The sequence below is a fragment of the Streptomyces sp. V4I23 genome, from assembly GCF_030817975.1.
GTDB lineage: Bacteria > Actinomycetota > Actinomycetes > Streptomycetales > Streptomycetaceae > Streptomyces.
On record NZ_JAUSZW010000004.1, the window covers coordinates 7,095,336 to 7,112,568 of the forward strand.

Below are 17,233 nucleotides of genomic sequence, written 5' to 3' on the forward strand. Positions count from 1 at the left end.
AAGTCGGCGACTGCGAAGTTGGGTGCTCGCACCCAATGTGCGCCCGGAAGGCCCCCACCTACTGTGACGCTCGCCCAACCCCCAGCACCTCGGAAGGGGCGTCATTCATGCTCGCGGTCGACGGTATCAGCGTGCGCTTCGGCGGGATCACGGCACTGGACGGTGTCGCGTTCTCCGTCGAGCCGGGCACCGCCGTGGGGCTCATCGGACCGAACGGAGCCGGTAAGACCACCTTGTTCAACTGCCTCACCAGGCGCTGCACCCCTGATGCGGGGACAGTGCGGTTCGAGGACGAGGACCTGCTCGCCCTCCCGCCGCACTCCGTGGCCGGGCGCGGCATCGCCCGCACCTTCCAGAACCTGGGACTGTTCCCGCGGCTCACGGTCCGGGAGAACGTCATGATCGGCGCCCACAGCCGGGGGCGCACCGGACACCTCGCCGCGGCGCTCCGGCTGCCCCGCGTCCGGCGCGAGGAGGCGGAACTGCGTGACCAGGCGGACGACCTGCTACGGAGGCTCGGCCTGGCGGACGTCGCCGACCACCCCGCCTCCGGGCTGCCGTTCGGCACCCTCAAGCGCGTCGAACTCGCCCGGGCGCTCGCGGTACGCCCCCGGCTGCTGCTGCTCGACGAACCCGTCAACGGTCTCAGCCACGGCGAGGTCGACGAATTCGGGGATCTGGTCCGCGCGGTGCGCCAGGCATTCGACCTGACGCTCGTGGTGGTCGAACACCACATGGGTTTTGTGATGGGTCTGTGCGACAAGGTGGTGTGTCTCGACTTCGGGCGCAAGATCGCCGAGGGCTCGCCGGAGGAGATCCAGCGCGACCCGGCGGTCATCGAGGCGTACCTGGGGGTGGCGGCATGAGCGAGCCGACCACCGACCGCACCGAGGCCGGGCCGAGTGCGGAGCCGGACTTCCTGAAGGTGTCCGGCCTGCACGCCGGATACGGCCAGGCCCGCGTGCTCCAGGGTCTCGACTTCTCCGTCGCGCGCGGCGAGGTGTGCGCGATCCTCGGCCCCAACGGCGCGGGCAAGACGACAACCCTGCGCGCCCTGTGCGGCATGGTCCGTGGCCGAGGCTCGGTGACCTTGAACGGTACGGAGCTGCTGGGCCGCTCCCCGGAGCAGGCGGCCCGGCTCGGTGTGGCGCACGTGCCCGAGGGCCGGGGCACCTTCAACGACCTGACCGTCGAGGAGAACCTGCGCATCGGCGCCCACCTGCGCACCGGCCGGTGGCGGCGGGGCCGCGCCGAGCGCGGGGCCGTGGCGGCCGACCTGGAACGGATCTACGGCTACTTCCCCAAGCTGCGCCAGCGGTCCCGCCAGGCCGCCGGCAGTCTCAGCGGCGGCGAGCAGCAGATGCTCGCCATCGGCAGGGCATTGATGCTGCGGCCTTCGCTGCTGCTCCTGGACGAGCCGTCGCTGGGGCTCGCGCCGCTGGTCACGCGTGAGCTGTTCGAGATCGTCCGTGCCGTGAACGAGGAGGAACGCACCACCGTGGTGGTCGTCGAACAGAACGCCCAACTCGCGCTGGATGTCGCGCACCGGGCCCACGTACTGGAGGCCGGCCGCCTGGTGCTGTCCGGACCGGCCGACCGGATCCGCGAGGACGGGCAGGTCGCCGAGGTGTACCTCGGTGTCTCCGTCCGCTCCGGAAAGGACGGGTGAGCGCCGTGACCGAACTGCTCCAGCAAGTGGTGGAAGGGGTCGGCTCCGGCGCGGTCTACGCCAGCCTGGCGCTGGCTCTGGTGCTGATCCACCGGTTCACCGGGATCGTCAACTTCGCTCAGGGTGAGCTCGCCATGATCTCCACGTATGTGGCGTGGCAGCTCGTGGCGTCCGGGATGTCGTTCTGGCTGGCGCTGCCGGTCACCCTGACGGTGGCCTTCATCGGCGGCATGCTGGTCGAGCGGATCGTCATCCGTCCCGTGCAGAACGCGCCCGAGCTGACGATGGTCATCGTCACGGTCGGCCTGTTCATCTTCGTCAACGCGATGGCCGGTCTGATCTGGTCGTTCACCGTGAAGGACTTCCCGCAGCCGTTCCCCGGCGGCGGGATCGACCTGGCCGGAGTGCGCGTGGACTGGTCGACCCTCGGGATCATCGCGGTCGTCGCCGCCGTGATGGGGCTCCTGTACGTGCTGTTCCAGCACACCTCCATCGGCCTGGTGATGCGGGCGGTCGCCTGCAACCCCGCCTCCGCCCGGCTGTCGGGCATCCGGGTGGGACGGGTGCTGATGCTCGGCTGGGGGCTGGCCGCGACGGTCGGCGCGGTGTCGGGCGTGCTCGTCGCCCCGGTGCTGTTCCTGGAGCCCAACATGATGGGCGGGGTGCTCATCTACGCGTTCGCCGCGGCCACCCTCGGAGGCTTCGACAGCCCGGTCGGCGCGGTCGTCGGCGGCCTGTTCGTGGGCGTCGCCGAGACGCTGGCCGGGGCGTACGTGGACGTGATCGGTGCCGATCTGAAGGTGGGAGTACCCCTGTTGATCATCCTTGCGGTGCTACTGGTGCGGCCCCAGGGCCTGTTCGGACGGGCGGCGGTGGAACGCGCATGAGCACGATCGTCGCAACACTCGGCACCGAACGCGCCCGGCGCCTGCGGGCCACGGTCATCGGGCTGCTCGCAGCGGCAGTCGCCGTCGGCGCACCGTTCTACTTCGCCCCCTTCCAGGTCTTCCAGTTGACCATGGTGCTGCTGTACGCCGTGGCGCTGGCGGGACTGAACCTGCTGGTCGGATTCGGCGGGCAGATCTCCCTCGGACACGGCGCGTTCTTCGCGGCAGGGGCGTACACGGCGGCGGTCATGCTCGACCGGTACGACACCGGCCACCTGGCCACGCTGCCGGTCGCGGCCGCCGGATGCTTCCTGCTGGGCCTCGGTTTCGGGGTGCCCGCTCTGCGGCTGCGCGGGTTGTACCTGGCCCTGGTCACGCTCGCCTTCGCGGTGTTCCTGCCGCCGCTGCTCAAGCGGCTCGAACCGGTCACGGGCGGCTCGATGGGCCTGACCGTGGACAAGGTGCAGCCGCCCGCGTGGAGCGGGCTGGCCGAGGACCAGTGGACGTACTTCGTCGTCCTCGCCGTCGCCGCGGTGGCCCTGCTGCTCGCCCGCAACCTGCTGCGGTCCCGGGTCGGCCGGGCACTGCTCGCCGTGCGGGACAACGAGAGCGCCGCGGAGGTCATGGGCGTGCGACTGTCGCTGCACAAGACCCTCGCCTTCGCCTGGAGCGCGATGTTCGCGGGTGTCTCGGGGTGTGTGTACACCTGGGTGATCGGCTTCGTCTCCCCCGACTCGTTCAGCTTCGTCCTGTCCATCACGCTGCTGGCCGGCCTGGTGGTCGGGGGGCTCGCCTCGCTGTACGGACCGCTGCTCGGGGCGGCGTTCGTGATGTACGTGCCGAGCGTGGCCCAGGACATCAGCGACGCGGCGCCCGGTGTGGTGTTCGGCCTGCTGATCATCGCGGTGATGTTCGTGGCGCCGACGGGACTGGCCGGTCTGGCGGCACGTGTCCGTGGCGTCGCCGCCGGCCGCCTCACCCGTACCACCACCACCGACCGGACCCCTGACCCCGAACCCTCCGCGCCCCCCACCCCGGCGGATCCCTCACCTGCCGACGCCGAACCCGTGGGCGCTGCGCCCCGCACGGAAAAGGAATGACTCACATGCGCAAGACGACCTCTCTGCGGGCGGCCGCGGCCGCGTCCGCCGCCCTGCTCCTCGCCACCGCCTGCAACAGCCAGCGAGCGCAGGACGACAAGAACGCCGCCGCCGACGGCGCGTGCCAGGGGCAGCAGACCACCGGCATCACCGACAAGACCATCAAACTGGGCGGCATCTACCCGCTGTCGGGACCGGCCTCCGCGTACGGCACGATCAGCAAGGGCGTGAGCGCCTACTTCAAGCACGTCAACGACCAGGGTGGCATCGACGGCCGCACGGTGGAGTTCACCGTCCGCGACGACGGTTACCAGCCGCCCAAGGCGGTCGAGGAGGCCCGCAGACTGGTCGAGCAGGAAAAGGTCTTCGCCGTGTTCCAGACCCTGGGCACCCCGTCCACGGCAGCCGTGTGGGACTACCTCAACAAGCGGAAGGTGCCGCAGCCCTTCGTCGCCACCGGCGCCTCCGTCTGGGGCACGGACGACAAGCACCCGTGGACCACCGGCTGGCAGCCCAACTACGTGGCCGAGTCACGGGTGTACGCCAAGTACCTCAAGGACGAGAAGCCGAAGGCCAAGGTCGCGGTCCTCTACCAGAACGACGACTTCGGCAAGGATCTGCTCGGCGGGTTCAAGGAGGCCGTCGCCGGCAGTGGCATCAAGGTGGTCGCCGAGGAGAGCTACGAGGTCACCGACCCCTCCGTCTCGGCCCAGATGTCCGGGCTCGCCCGCTCCAAGGCGGATGTGCTGCTGAACATCACCACGCCCAAGTTCGGCAGCCAGGCGCTCGCCGCCGATGCCAGGAACACCAAGTGGAACCCGCTGCACATCGTGAACAACGTCTCCTCCTCCGCCACCGTGCTGGGGCCCGTCGGGTTCAAGAACGTCCAGGGAGTGGTCTCGGCGACCTACTTCAAGGACCCCGCCGACCCGCAGTGGGCCGACGACGCGGAGATGAAGACGTACCGGGACGCGCTGCGCAAGTACGCGCCCGGCTCCGACCCGGCCAACCAGTTCAACGCTTACGGATGGGCCGCCGCCTCCAGCATGCACAAGGCCCTGGACGCGATGAAGTGCCCGACGCGGGAGGGACTGCGGGACGCGGTGCGCAACCTGAAGGACGTCGAGGTGGACATGCTGCTGCCCGGTGTCACCCTCTCCACCGGGCCGGACGACGCCTTCCCGATCGAGACGATGCAGCTGATGCGGTTCGAGGGCGAGCGGTGGCAGCTGTTCGGCAAGCCGGTGGACACCCGCAAGGAGTTCGGTTCCCCGGCGAACTGAGCCGGCGGGGGCGGTCCGAGTCGATGCCCGACACTGAGGACCGCCCCCCAGCGACGACGTCGCTCCGGCGCGCCTTCCTGAGATCCCTCCGCCTGAACCTGTGGCTCTCCCCACAATTCAGGCAAAAAAGACTCTTTCGTTACATCGGTCACATCGCAGGACGGGCGTTCTGATTACGTTCGCAGTTCCGTGCCCTCCCACACGAACCGCGAGGCCCCTTCACCATGCCGCACCGACCGTCCCCCCTGTCGCATCCGCAGAGCGCACGGAGGCGCAAGCTCCCCGCCAGGCGTGCCGCAGGCCGCGTCGGCGTTCTCGCGGCATCCGTGGCGATGCTCCTCTCGGCCGGCACGCTCGCCCCGGCACTGGCGGCCACGGCGCCGACGGGGCCCGACGACGCCACGACCCACTTCCGTGCGCTGGTGCGGCCAGAGGGGAAGGAGCGGGTGACGGCCGCGGTGCTCGACCTGGACGGCACGGGCCGGGAGCCCGTGGTGTACGGCGACGACTCGCTCTACGACACCGCGAGCATCGTCAAGGTCGACATTCTTGCCGTCGCGCTGCTCCAGGCGCAGAACGCCGGACACGACTTGACCGCCCAGGAGCGCGCCTGGGCGACGGCGATGATCGAGCGCAGCGACAACGCGGCGGCGAACGCGCTGTGGCGGCGCATCGGCCTGGCGCCGGGCCTGGATGCGGCGAACAAGCAGCTGGGGCTGACCTCGACGAAGGGTGGCCCCGGCGTCAGGTGGGGGCTGACACGGACGACGGCGAGCGACCGGATACGGCTGCTGCGCGCGGTGTTCGACACTGCCCCGGCTCCACGCGCGACCCCCTCGGCGCTCCATGAGTCCTCCCGAACCTACATCCGCACCCTGATGGCCCATGTCGTCGGCGAGCAGGCATGGGGCGTCTCGGCGGCCGGCTCCGGATGGGCCTTGAAGAACGGCTGGCTGCAGCGCAGCACGACCGGGCTGTGGGACGTCAACAGCGTCGGACAGGTCACGACGCGTGGACACCGCTACCTCGTCGCAGTCCTCTCGGACGGCAGCACATCGATGAAGGACGGCGTCTCGCTGGTGGAACGCGCGGCCCGCGCGGCGGTCTCCTCGGCGACCGAGCACTGACGACACCTCGACCCCGGCCTCGTCCGCTGCTCAGCGTCCCGGCAACGTCTCCTGCAGCCAGTCGAAGACGACCTCGCAGTGCTCCTGCGGGGCCATCGGAGAGCAGTGCAGTTGCGCGCCGGTGGCGGCGCTGAGCTTCACGTAGTCCTTGGGGGACGTCAGCTTGTCGAACAACTCGCGCGGCTGCCCGGGATAGAACTGCTCGTCGTCGTAGTCCAGGACCAGTGTGGGCGTCTTGATGCGCCCCACGACGTTCGTGATGTCGAGCGACTCGACGAGCTTGGCCGGGGTGTGGAAGTCGGTGAACATCTTCCCCTGGCGGGCGGCGAGCATCGCCGGCACGGAGAACGGTTCGAACCGTTTCCTCAGCGTCGCGGCCTCGGCCGGCGACAGCTCGGGGACGACCTCCTTGTTCCAGATGTTGTTCGTCTCCTCCTTGTCCGGGGTGAGGATCTCCCGGATCTCCGCCGGGAAACCCAGCCAGGGCCTCAGTACTCCGGGCATCGCCACCAGAGCGGCGATCCTGTTCTCGTAGGCCGCGGCCCGGGGAGCCAGCTCGCCTCCCATGCTCAGTCCGGTCAGGGCGATCCGGTCGGTGTCCACGTCGGAACGGGCGGCCAGCCAGTCGACGAGGGGAGTCACCACCGTCTCCCAGCGCGGCGTGAAGACCACGCGGTCCACGAAGAGCATCTGGCCCTGGCCCGGTCCGTCGTACACGAGGGCGTTCCAGCCGCGCTCCAGGGCGGCCGGCACGCCGTAGGTCCACATGTCGACGTTCTGTCCGTCGCTGCCGTTGGTGAGGATCACGGTGGGGCGTCGCTCGGCGGAGTCGTCCGGCCGGAAGAACCAGACCGGAAGCGACGTGTTCCCGTACGGAACGTTCGCCGTCACCGGGGCCGGGTCGGAGAGCTTGCAGAACGTGTCCCAGGCGCCGCGCGTGGACTTGTACAACTGCTCCTCGTTGCCGGGGTCGTCGGAGCCGAGGACGAAGAACAGCGCCTGGCTGTAGTACTGCGATGCGCGCAGCGCACGGAAGCGCGTGGTCTCGGTGCCGGGCTTGTCGCCCTCGGGCGCCTTCGACAGCCGGTCGGCCAGCTTGCGGAAGGTCTCCACATACGTCTGCGCGGAGAGCCCGGCCTTGTTGATCGCGTTCACCGCGGTGAGCACCTCGCCCACTTCAGCGGAACCCTGGCCGGACCCGCCGAGGGCGAGAAGCGCGTTGAAGTTGAACGCCGGGTCCTTGAAGAGGGTCATCACCCCGGGCGTGGCACCGTCCGCGGAGCCGGTGGCCGACCTTGTGGGGCTCGGGGTGGTCCCTTGCGCGGAGGTATTGCCCAGGGGCGTACAGCCGGCCGCCAGCACCGCCCCGGCGCCGACGACGAGCCCAGTCAGTGCCGTCCGCCGGGTGGGGTCGGCGGCGCCCTTCGGTAGATGCGTCATATCAGCCGACCGTAGGAGCGGTGCCCCTCGCATCCCGTTGACCACACCGGCGAATCCCCCGAACAGCCGCCCTGCCGGCCCGGACGGCTCTGATGAGGGCCGTTCACGAGCACGTGAGGCGATCCGGCATGACCGCCGCCGTGGAGGCCCTCGCCGCGAGGAAGGTGCCCGTCCCGTCGCTGCCCATGCCTCGAGCAGAGGCCCTGTCGGCCTGTGTTTCCTCTAGAGTCGGCCCTATGACGGAGGCATCGGCCCAGGACCGTGGCGCGCGGTCCCGTGACGCGATACTGGACTCCGCCGGCGAACTGATGGCGCGCTGCGGCTACGCCGCCACCTCCATCTCGATGATCTCCGCCGCTGCGGTCTGCCGGTCAGCTCGATCTACTGGCACTTCGGCAGCAAGGACGGGATCTACGTCGCGGTGCTGGAGCGAGCCAGGACCGCGCTGCTGGCGGCCCTGCCCCCGGCCGAGGTGCCGGGTGCCGACGTGGCGCAGCGTCTGGACACCTTTCTCGTGGAGGTCGAGGACGCGTTCCGGCGTCATCCGCACGGTGTGAAGCTGCTGTTGGGGCTGGGCACGGTGCGGCAGGACGCCAGTGCGGCGGCCGTGGCCGAGGTGCGTCAGTACCGTGACGCGCTGGTGGGCTGGGCCCGGGATTCGGTGGGCTCCGTCTTCTCCTTGCGTGACCGCCCCGAGGTGGCGGACGAGTTGGCGCGTTTCACGCTGAGGATGGCGAGCGGAACCGCCGTGGCCCGTTGGTTCGAGCCGGACACCCTCCTGGAGACCGGACCGCTGCGCGTGGCGTTGCTGGCGCTGGCGGCCCACCACGGCGTTCCGGTGCGGGGCGTCCCGGGCGGGGACGCCCCGTCGCGTGGCGTCACGGCCGGGGAATGACGACCCGGTACTTGCCGCCCGGAGACTGCTCGGGCGGCTCATGGGCGCGTTCGACGCTCACCTGGCCCGCCCCGTGGGCGGTGAGCAGGGCAACCATCTCCTTTCGCACCGCCGCCCACAGCCGCTCCCGATCGGCTCCGGCGGCGGACCGGATCCGCACGCGGACACAGGCGGGCGCCGTCTGGACGATCTGGAACAGGTCGATGCCCGGGATGCTCTCCAGGAGGGTCTCGAAGGCCATGGGCACGATACGGACGGTGCCGCCGTCCCGGCGCGGGAAGGACAGCAGGTCGGCCGCGCGGCCGCGGACCTTGATCGCGGGGAGCGGGTCTCCGCACGGGCAGGCATCCGGGCGCAGCAGGACGCTGTCGCCGAGGTCGTAGCGCAGGATCGGCTGCGCCCATCGGCACAAGCTGGTCAGGAGCACGGTGCAGGACTCCCGGCCCGGCGGGGTGGGGCGGTGGTCGGCGTCGACGGGCTCCAGGATCAGCCAGTCGCTGTGGACGTGCAGCCATCCGAACGGGCAGCCGTAGGCCAGGGCGAGACTCTCGTTGCAGCCGTAGGTGTTGACCAGGTGCGCCCCGAAGGCAGAGCGGATCCTGCGGTGGTCGTGGTCACTGACGCCCTCGGCGAGCAGTGACACCACGGCCGGGGCGATGCGCAGCCGGCCGGCCAGCTGCTCGCCGGCGAGCAGCGCGATCACCGTGGCGTAGCCGGCCAGGAGCACCGGGCGGTACCGGTTGAGCCGGTCCACCAGCTCCGGCAGCGGGCTGTGCGCCGACAGCACCAGGCTGCCCCGGGCGGGCAGCCGGCCGGCCGCGCGGGAGCGGGCGATGACGGCGTACGCGGCCAGATGGCCGCTGGTGGCAACGATGTGCGCCGACCGCACACGGCGGGCGAGCAACCGGGCCGTCACCGAGGGGGTGAGGGTACGCAGGGCGGCCCGCAGTGACAGGGCCCTGACCACCGCCGCCGCGCGGTCGTCGAGCAGGAACAGGCCGCGGTGGCCGGTGGTTCCGGATGTGGTGGTGGCCAGGTACCGGCCCAGGAAGCGTTCGCCGGCCCGTCCGGGATCCGCGACGAAGGCCCGTACGCGGTCGATGGTCACCTCGGGATCGGTGACCCAGTCGTCGAAGCGTGCCATCAGGGTCTGCTTGTGCGTCACCGGCAGCAGGGCGGGGTCCTCGACGCGTTCGGGCAGGGTCCGGTACAGCTCGCGGTAGTACGGCGAGCGGGCGCGGGCGAAGCCGACCATCGCGGCCAGCCGCTCCCGCTGCCGGTGCGCCAGGGCGTCCGGGCCCTGCCTCAGCGTCCGGCGCCCGTCCCGGGCCAGGGCGAAGGTCGATGTCATCGCACCGCTCCTCGGTGAACGGGGGAGGACTGCCAGAACGCGCAGTGGTGGTCGGCGGCGAACCCGGTGGTGGGTCCGACCCGGTCCGGCGCCAGCACCTGGACGCGGTCCCCGTCGGCCGTGTAGCGCGGCCAGCGCGGAGTCCCGGGCGCGTTGGGATCGCCGGTGGCCGTGAAGCGGGCCCAGTAGGCGGTCATGGTGGCGGACAGCCGGCGCTGGGCGGGGTTCAGGGGCGGTAGAGCGTCCGTGGGGAAGAGATAGGCCAGTTCGGAGGCGTGGAAGGCACCCTGTGGCGTGTGTGGTGCCGGGATGAACGGCGGTGCCTGCGGGTCGTGGAACTCGTAGGCGTAGACGGCCGCCCGGGTGCTGTACAGCCGGCTGTCGGCCCGTGCCGGGCAGGCGAACCGCTGGTCGGTGCCGACGGCGGAGTAGGCCAGGTTGGGGGACGGATACGCCGGGGCGGGGTACGTGTCGAGGACCGCGGCCGCGCGGTCTCCGTGCTGAAGCCTGATCAGGGCGGCGTACGAGGCGGGGGTCAGCGGGCCGCCGCCGAGCAGATCCACGTACAGAGCGGTGAAGTAGCGGTACTCGTCATGGGTGTTGCCGCTCAGCGTCGGGACAGCGTTCACTCGTCCCTCGGCCCACGCCTCGTGCGGAGGGCGCGGGAGGACGCGTGGTCCGGTGTTCGGGCCCCACAAGGACGAGGCCCCGGTCCCGGTGGCGCGGATGAGCTCGGTGGTGGGCACGGCGCGCAGACAGGCCGCCGCGGTCGTCGGGTAGGTGCAGCCGACCGAGGCCGCGAAGTCGCTTCCCTTCCGCTCGGCCGCGTCGAGCGTGAGGGGCGTCAGACCACCGTCCGCGGCGCAGCTTCCGCTCTGCTGGATCGCCCGGTGGAACAGCCCCTTCGCGGTCGGCGAGGCGATGTGGAGGCAGGTGTCCGCCGATCCGGCGGACTGGCCGCCGAGCGTCACCCGGTTCCGGTCGCCGCCGAAGGCACCGATGTTGCGCCGCACCCAGCGCAGCGCGGCCTGCTGGTCCATGAGGCCGTAGTCGCCGGAGGCATGGTCCGCGCTTTCGGCGGACAGGGCGGGGTGGGCGAGGAACCCCAGGGCTCCGAGGCGGTAGTTGACGGTCACCACGACCACGCCCCGTGCGGCCAGCGCGGCGCCGTCGTAGTCGCTGCCCGCGCCGTAGACGTTGCCTCCGCCGTGCAGCCACACCAGCACCGGGAGGGGGCGGCCGCCGGTGCGGGCGGGCGTCCACACATTGAGGTACAGGCAGTCCTCTGTGGTGCTGCCGGTGCGGTTGGACTCGCCGGGCAGGACAGGGCCGCCGTCGGGGAGCAGCGTCAGCGGTAACTGGGGGCAGGGGTCGGCCGGTTCGGTGGCGTCCCGTACGCCGGACCACCGTGCTGCGGGTTGCGGCGGACGCCAGCGCAGCTCACCGGTCGGCGGGGCGGCGAAGGGGATCCCCTGGAAGACCCGCCCGCCGTCGCGGTCGGCCGCGCCCCGCACCCAGCCCCGGTCGGTGCGTACGGCCAGGGAGCCGGGGCCGGAATCGGCGCGGGCGGCGGGCGCAGGAACGGTCAGTGACAGGAGCAGGGCCGCGACGGCGGCTGTGGCGCGGGCCAGGGCGTGGCGCAGGCTCGGGGCTCTCATTCATCGCTCCAGGTTCGTTCGGGGGGTCGTGGCGTGCTCGTAGGCGCCGATGTCGCAGGCGGCGCCCTGCGGGCGGGTGACGCCGCGCTGATCGGTGGCCGGGCAGCCGTCGGCCGCGTCCAGGGCGGGGCTGCCCGGCAGCAGTGCGGCCGTGTCCGTGGAACCGCCGTGGTCGGCGACCGGTCCCAACAGCGGGTCCCGGCTGGGCAGATCACCCACGGCGGTGAGCCGGCAGCTGCCGTCGCCGTCGATGTTGTGGCCCAGCGACGTGATGGTGGCGAAGGCCTTCTCGCAGTCGCCGGCCGCGCCGTCGACGGTGTTGCCCGCGACGACGGAGTTGCGCAGGGTCATACGCCCCAGCGGCAGATCGACGATGTCGGGGATGGGCGCGGGCAGGCTGTCCAGGTAGGCCGGAGCGATGTTGATTCCGCCCCCGCCGTCGCTGGAACTGTTCCGCGTGATGGTCGAGTTGAGGATCCGCACGGTCCCCAGGCCGCGGATGTCGATGCCTCCTCCGTACCCGCCGAGGCTGCCGGGGCGGTCGCCGGGGTCCGTCGCCCGGTTGTCGGCGACCGTCGAGTTCGTCACGGTGCCGCTGTCGTCGAATCTGATGCCCCCGGCCTCTCCCGCGGCGTTCCGGCTGACCGTGCTGTCCACGAGATCCAGGTGGGAGTCCGGGATGTTGAAGACGCCGCCGCCGTAGCCGGCGGAGTTCCCGGTCACGGCGACCCGACGCAGTGTCAGGTGCCGTTCGTTGGCGATGCCGCCGCCACCGGTGTCGGTGAAGGGCAGTTCGCGCTGCCTGGCCCTTCCGCCGGTGATCGTCACATCGGACATGTGGGTGTCCGCCCGCAGGCGGAAGACCCGGTCCAGGCGGTTGGCGTCGATGACGGTGCTCCGTGCGCCGGCGCCTCGAATGGTGGTGGGTGCGTCGACGTTCAGGTCGCCTGTGGTGGGATCGGGATGGGACCCGAGGATCAGCCTCGGGTCCGGCGGGATTGTCAGCCGGTAGTGGCCGGGAGGCACCGTGACGGTGCTGCCCGGCCGGGCGTTGGCGGCCATCACGGCGGCGCGCAGGCTGCACGCGCCCGACGCGGTACGGCACCGGCCGTCCGACGGGTCGGCGTCCACCGCGTCAGCGGTGGTGTCCACGGTGAACTCCGTGGGGCCGGCGGCCCGAGCCGCGGCGGTGGGGGCGGCGAGGGACTCCGCGATGGCCAGGGGGATGACGGCGAGTGCCGCAAGGGTGACTCGGACCCTCATGCGGTGAACTCCTCTCGGCGAGCAATCTGGGCGTACGAGGACTCGGTTGCTGCGAGGACTTCGTGCTGGTGCGGGATGCACGGCTCGTGCGGAGAGCGTGACGGGGCTGCGCTCGAGCGGCGACGCGGACCGATGAGCAGAAGACGAACCGGCTGAGCGGGAGAACAGGTCGGCGTCTGTAGCGAGCGTTCCATTCAGAGCGGGTCGTGTCCACACAGCCACAGAGAATTGACCGAAGCGGAGCGGCTCCGTGGGTGGCCAGGGCGCTGCCGCAGGCAGCCGAAGCAACGTGAGAACGCCGGGTGTTGGCGACGGCGGCCGGTTGCAGCCGGACCGAGGCGATGCCCGGCGACGCGCGTTGTCCTCGGGTCGGTCTGGCGTGCGATTCATCACAGCAAGTTATGTTGTGCACAATTTAATTGCCCACTAGCGTCTGAGGTGAACACCACCACCGACATGGAGGCACCGTCATGGACCCCGTCCGCTACGAGGACTACCAACCCGCCGAACGTCCCACCTATCAGGATGAGTTGGATGCAGTGGTCGCCCAGGTGGCGCAGCGCACCCGCGCCTCGGTCGAGCGCGAGGCCGTCGGCCGCGCCGTCCGCACCGCCCACGGAAAGACCTACGGCCTCCTCAAGGCGACCGTCACGGTCGGTGACAACCCGGGCTTCTACGGCCAGGGCATCTTCGCCAGGCCCACCGTGTACGAGGCCGTCGTCCGCTACTCCAACGGCCTCGGCCACCAGCGCCCCGATCACCAGTTGGGCGCGGCGTGCGGGATGGGCATCAAGATGTTCGGCGTCCCCGGCCCCTCGCTGCTGGACGACGAGCCGGACAGCGGTACCTTCGACCTCAACCTGATCAACAACGAGGTCTTCTTCGCGAACACCGCCTACGACTACATGGTCATCGAGGAGTTGTTCGCCGAGCTGCCCGAGGCCCTGGTGAATCCCGCCCGCCGCAAGAGCTGGATGGCGGAGTTCCTGACCCGCCGGGGCACGCTCACCGATCCCGAAAGCTGGCTGTGGGACGAACTGTTCGCCATGCTGTCGTTCACCACCGTCCCGCGCAGGAACCTGCTGTCGTACACCTACAACAGCATGGGCGCCTTCCGGTACGGCGACCACATCGCCAAGATCCGTACCGTGCCGACGGCCGAGTCCCTGGCCTTGCTCACGCACCAGATCGTGGACGTGCGCGCGGACCACGAGGCGTTCCGCCGCACCCTGGTGGCCGAGGCCGTGGAGAGGGACCACTCCTTCGAGCTCCAGGTGCAGCTCAACACCGATCCGGTCCGCATGCCGGTGGACAACACCTCAGTGAAGTGGCCCGAAGAGCTGTCCCCCTGGGTGACCGTCGCCCGTGTGGACCTTCCGCGCCAGGACGTCGGCGGGGACGACAACCTCGCGGCCGCCGACGCCACATCGATCACCCCGTGGCGATCCCGCGAGGAGCACCGGCCCATCGGGGAGATCCAGCGGGTGCGGCAGGAGGTGTACCGGCGCTCGTCCATCGAGCGGCACCGCATCAATGGGCAACAGCGGCGCGAACCGGCCGGCAGCGCGGAACTGCTCGGCTGAGCGCACGGACGGGATGCGCCGGCACAGTGCAGGCCGAACAGCAGACCCCGGACCGGCTCGATCCGGGGTCTGAAGTGGGCCAGGTGCTGATGATCGGACGAGGCGGGCCGATGAAGGTCAGCGCGTGGGGTCGAGAAGTATCTTGCGGACGCCGTCGGAGCGGCCGGCGAACAGTTCGTACGCCGCCGGGCCTTCGGAGAGGGGGAAGCGGTGGGAGACCACGACCTCCGGCTTGATCCGGCCGGCACGGGTGAGGGCGAGCAGGGGAGGGAGCTCGTAGTGCACCGAGCAGAGTCCGATGGCGAACTCGAGTTCCTTGACCTGTGCCAGTCCCATGTGGAAGGGGAACGCCTTGCTCTGGCTGACTCCGATGACGCTGACCCGGCCGGCCTGCCGGACCGCCTTCAGGGCGAGCTCGATGGTGGCGTCCGAGCCCACGGCCTCCACCACGGCGTCCGGCCCGCGTCCGGCGGTCATCTCCCGTACGGCCGTCCGCGTGTCCTCGCCCTCGACCGGCTCGACACCCAGGGTGGCGGCGAAGGAGCGGCGCTCCGGGACCAGGTCCGCGCCCAGGACCCGCGCGGCGCCCATCGCGAAGGCGGACTGGGCGGCCATGAGGCCGACCGGACCGAGGCCGACGACCAGGACGGTCTCACCGGGCTGGATGCGGGCACGGCGGCAGCCGTACCAGGCCGTGGGGGCGTTGTCGGTCAGGACGACGGCGGCCTCGTCGGAGATGCCCTCGGGCAGCCGGACCAGATTGACATCGGCGTACGGCACCGCGAGGGCCTGGGCCTGGCTGCCCGGAAGCTGCGGGCTGACTCCGTAGCAGAGGTCGGTACTGGACTTGGCGCGTTCGCACCGGGCGGTGAACCCGGCCGCGCAGGACCGGCACAGGGCACAGCCGACCGATGCGGGCACCAGAACCCGGTCGCCGGGCTTGAAGCGGGTGACCTGGCCGCCGGTGTCCACGACCACGCCGACGCACTCGTGTCCCGGTGTGTAGCCCAGCTCCGGGCTGAACCCGTTGCCACCGTAGATGTGCAGGTCGCTGCCGCAGATGCCCGCCGTGGTGACCTGGACGACCGCGTCGGTCGGGCTGGTGACGGCCGGGTCCGGGACATCCCCGTAACGGATGTCGTGACGGCCGTGGTAGCTCAGGGCTTTCACTGGATCTCTCCCTCCCCCTGCCCGGTCAGTCCGCGATCTTCAGCACGAGCTTGCCGTGGTTCTCACCACGGAAGAGGCGCATGAGGGTTTCGGGGAACGCCGCCACTCCTCCGGACACCACGTCCTCCAGAGACGTGAGCCGGCCCTCCGCCCGCCATGTGGCCAGTTGTGCGACGCCCTCGGAGTACCGGTCGGCGTAGTCGAACACCACCATGCCCGTCATGGAGGCGCGGTTCACCAGCAGCGACAGGTAGTTGGCGGGGCCCTTCGGCTCGGTGCTGTTGTACTGGGAGATCGCGCCGCAGACGACGATGCGGGCACCGTGCGCCAGTCGCAGCAGCACGGCGTCCAGAACGTCACCGCCGACGTTGTCGAAGTACACGTCGACGCCGTCGGGGGCGTGCTCGCGCAGCGCCTTGCGCACGTCCTCCTTCTGGTAGTCGATCGCGGCGTCGAACCCGAACTCGTCGACCACCAGCCGGCACTTGGCCTCGCCGCCGGCGATGCCGATGACCCGGCAGCCCAGGATCTTGGCGATCTGCCCGACGACGCTGCCGACCGCTCCCGCCGCTCCGGAGACGACGACGGTCTGGCCGGGCTCGGGACGTCCGATGTCGATCAGGCCGAAGTAGGCCGTCAGGCCCGACATGCCGAGAGCGCCGAGATACGTCGGCAAGGGGGCGGCCGCCGGGTCGACCTTGGTCACGCCGCGCCCGTCCGACAGGCAGTACTCCTGCACGCCGAACGAGCCCGACACGTGGTCGCCGACCGCGAACCCGGAGTGCCGGGAGGCGATCACCCTTCCCACCGCGCCGGCGCGCATCACCTCGCCGATCTCCACCGGGCGGATGTAGGACCTGCCCGCGTTCATCCAGCCGCGCATCGCCGGGTCGATCGACAGACAGAGCACCTTCACCAGGAACTCCCCGTCGCCCGGCTCCCCGGCCGGCTCCTCGACGTGCTCCCAGTCGGTGGACCGCGGCTCTCCCACGGGGCGTGCAGCCAGACGCACCTGGTGGTTGATTCTGCTCATCTGCGCGGCTCCTTCGACGGTCGCGTGGGATCGGCGGCCGGTACGGGCGGCGGACCGGTGTCGTCGCGTACCGACGCGCCCGCACGGCATACCGGCTAGTCGGTATGGGGGTGAGCGTACGGGTGCCGTCCCGTCGGAGGCAAGAGGGGCCAGTGCGACGTACGACGCAAGGTCACACGCGATGTGGGGATGTGTCCGGCCACGGCTTCCGGCCCCGTGGGGAGGGCCGCGAAAAGTCAGTGGGCAAGGAGAAGGCCCCGGCGCTCCTGTCGCCGGGGCCGCTTCGTCGATCCAGGGCGGTCAGCTGGTCGGTCCGCGCCTGGCTGCGCGGCTGGAGCCGCCGCCTCCGGCTCGGGGGCCGGCCGCAGCGGCCATCGCCAGGCCGCAGAGCAGCGCGACCACGCCGACGATGATGTTGCTGACGACGCTACGGGTGGTGGCCATGTCGCCGGATACGACCCATGGGGAAATGATCGTCCAAGCGCCGATGGCGCACGCCGCCCAGGCCATGGCGTGGGTGCGCTCGTATGCGGAGCCGAATCCGCCCATGCACAGGACAAAGGCGATTCCTGTGATCAGATTGCACACGGCCAGGTTGGTCAGCCCGCTGAATCCGGCGATCCATGGCGAGGCAGCCAGGTAGAGGCCGGTGAGAACGGCCAGAGTCTCGACGGCCTGGGCGCGTGGCGTGCTGGTCGCCCGCTCGAAGCGGGAACGCATCTCGGCCAGGTCCGGGTGTTGCCCGATGTCTGCGTGTGTGGTCACGGTGGGCCG

15 protein-coding genes are annotated in these 17,233 nt (G+C 70.8%); 8 read left to right on the forward strand and 7 right to left on the reverse strand.

What is annotated here, in order from left to right; all coding sequences use genetic code 11:
* Positions 1 to 107 precede the first annotated feature (107 nt).
* The 6 genes from QFZ82_RS34690 to QFZ82_RS34715 all read left to right on the forward strand — a co-directional run bounded on the left by QFZ82_RS34690 (position 108) and on the right by QFZ82_RS34715 (position 6,066).
* Complete coding sequence (locus tag QFZ82_RS34690) at positions 108 to 866, forward strand: ABC transporter ATP-binding protein (protein WP_307716894.1); 759 nt, start codon at positions 108 to 110, stop codon at positions 864 to 866.
* Positions 863 to 1,669, forward strand: coding sequence for an ABC transporter ATP-binding protein (locus QFZ82_RS34695; protein ID WP_307716895.1), 807 nt, complete (start codon positions 863 to 865; stop codon positions 1,667 to 1,669). Before QFZ82_RS34690 ends, QFZ82_RS34695 begins: the two co-directional genes overlap by 4 nt.
* A complete protein-coding gene (locus QFZ82_RS34700) occupies positions 1,666 to 2,556 on the forward strand; it encodes a branched-chain amino acid ABC transporter permease (RefSeq protein WP_307716896.1) in 891 nt (296 codons plus the stop codon). The genes QFZ82_RS34695 and QFZ82_RS34700 overlap by 4 nt, the downstream gene beginning before the upstream one ends.
* Entirely contained in the window at positions 2,553 to 3,656 is a 1,104-nt protein-coding gene (locus QFZ82_RS34705; RefSeq protein ID WP_307716897.1) for a branched-chain amino acid ABC transporter permease, read from the forward strand. Before QFZ82_RS34700 ends, QFZ82_RS34705 begins: the two co-directional genes overlap by 4 nt.
* Before the next feature lie 5 nt (positions 3,657 to 3,661).
* Entirely contained in the window at positions 3,662 to 4,939 is a 1,278-nt protein-coding gene (locus QFZ82_RS34710) for an ABC transporter substrate-binding protein (protein ID WP_307716898.1), read from the forward strand.
* Between the two features lie 332 nt (positions 4,940 to 5,271).
* The gene (locus QFZ82_RS34715) at positions 5,272 to 6,066 is read left to right on the forward strand and encodes a serine hydrolase (RefSeq protein ID WP_307717931.1); all 795 of its coding nucleotides are present in this window, start codon (positions 5,272 to 5,274) and stop codon (positions 6,064 to 6,066) included.
* 30 nt (positions 6,067 to 6,096) lie between these two features.
* On the opposite strand, the gene QFZ82_RS34720 is transcribed toward QFZ82_RS34715, so the two are convergent.
* Positions 6,097 to 7,506: a S9 family peptidase gene (locus QFZ82_RS34720; RefSeq protein WP_307716899.1), complete on the reverse strand. Its 1,410-nt coding sequence runs from the start codon at positions 7,504 to 7,506 to the stop codon at positions 6,097 to 6,099.
* Positions 7,507 to 7,927: 421 nt separating this feature from the next.
* Here QFZ82_RS34720 and QFZ82_RS34725 point away from each other — a divergent pair, with 421 nt between their 5' ends.
* Positions 7,928 to 8,401, forward strand: coding sequence for a TetR/AcrR family transcriptional regulator (locus tag QFZ82_RS34725; protein ID WP_307716900.1), 474 nt, complete (start codon positions 7,928 to 7,930; stop codon positions 8,399 to 8,401).
* Here the strand turns inward: QFZ82_RS34725 and QFZ82_RS34730 are convergent.
* Genes QFZ82_RS34730 through QFZ82_RS34740 form a run of 3 tightly spaced genes read right to left on the reverse strand, consistent with a single transcriptional unit; the run spans position 8,385 to position 12,673 of the window.
* Positions 8,385 to 9,752: a phenylacetate--CoA ligase family protein gene (locus QFZ82_RS34730; protein WP_307716901.1), complete on the reverse strand. Its 1,368-nt coding sequence runs from the start codon at positions 9,750 to 9,752 to the stop codon at positions 8,385 to 8,387. The genes QFZ82_RS34725 and QFZ82_RS34730 overlap by 17 nt on opposite strands.
* Positions 9,749 to 11,410, reverse strand: a complete 1,662-nt coding sequence (locus tag QFZ82_RS34735) for a carboxylesterase/lipase family protein (RefSeq protein WP_307716902.1) — start codon at positions 11,408 to 11,410, stop codon at positions 9,749 to 9,751. The genes QFZ82_RS34730 and QFZ82_RS34735 overlap by 4 nt, the downstream gene beginning before the upstream one ends.
* A complete protein-coding gene (locus QFZ82_RS34740; protein ID WP_307716903.1) occupies positions 11,411 to 12,673 on the reverse strand; it encodes a CSLREA domain-containing protein in 1,263 nt (420 codons plus the stop codon).
* Between the two features lie 470 nt (positions 12,674 to 13,143).
* Between QFZ82_RS34740 and QFZ82_RS34745 the strand changes: the two genes are divergently transcribed.
* Positions 13,144 to 14,256, forward strand: a complete 1,113-nt coding sequence (locus QFZ82_RS34745; protein ID WP_307716904.1) for a catalase family protein — start codon at positions 13,144 to 13,146, stop codon at positions 14,254 to 14,256.
* Between the two features lie 117 nt (positions 14,257 to 14,373).
* Here QFZ82_RS34745 and QFZ82_RS34750 read toward each other — a convergent pair whose 3' ends face one another.
* The 3 genes from QFZ82_RS34750 to QFZ82_RS34760 all read right to left on the reverse strand — a co-directional run bounded on the left by QFZ82_RS34750 (position 14,374) and on the right by QFZ82_RS34760 (position 17,224).
* Complete coding sequence (locus QFZ82_RS34750) at positions 14,374 to 15,426, reverse strand: alcohol dehydrogenase catalytic domain-containing protein (RefSeq protein WP_307716905.1); 1,053 nt, start codon at positions 15,424 to 15,426, stop codon at positions 14,374 to 14,376.
* A gap of 25 nt (positions 15,427 to 15,451) precedes the next feature.
* Entirely contained in the window at positions 15,452 to 16,459 is a 1,008-nt protein-coding gene (locus QFZ82_RS34755; protein ID WP_307716906.1) for an NADP-dependent oxidoreductase, read from the reverse strand.
* Positions 16,460 to 16,759: 300 nt separating this feature from the next.
* Entirely contained in the window at positions 16,760 to 17,224 is a 465-nt protein-coding gene (locus tag QFZ82_RS34760; protein ID WP_307716907.1) for an SPW repeat protein, read from the reverse strand.
* Positions 17,225 to 17,233: the final 9 nt, after the last annotated feature.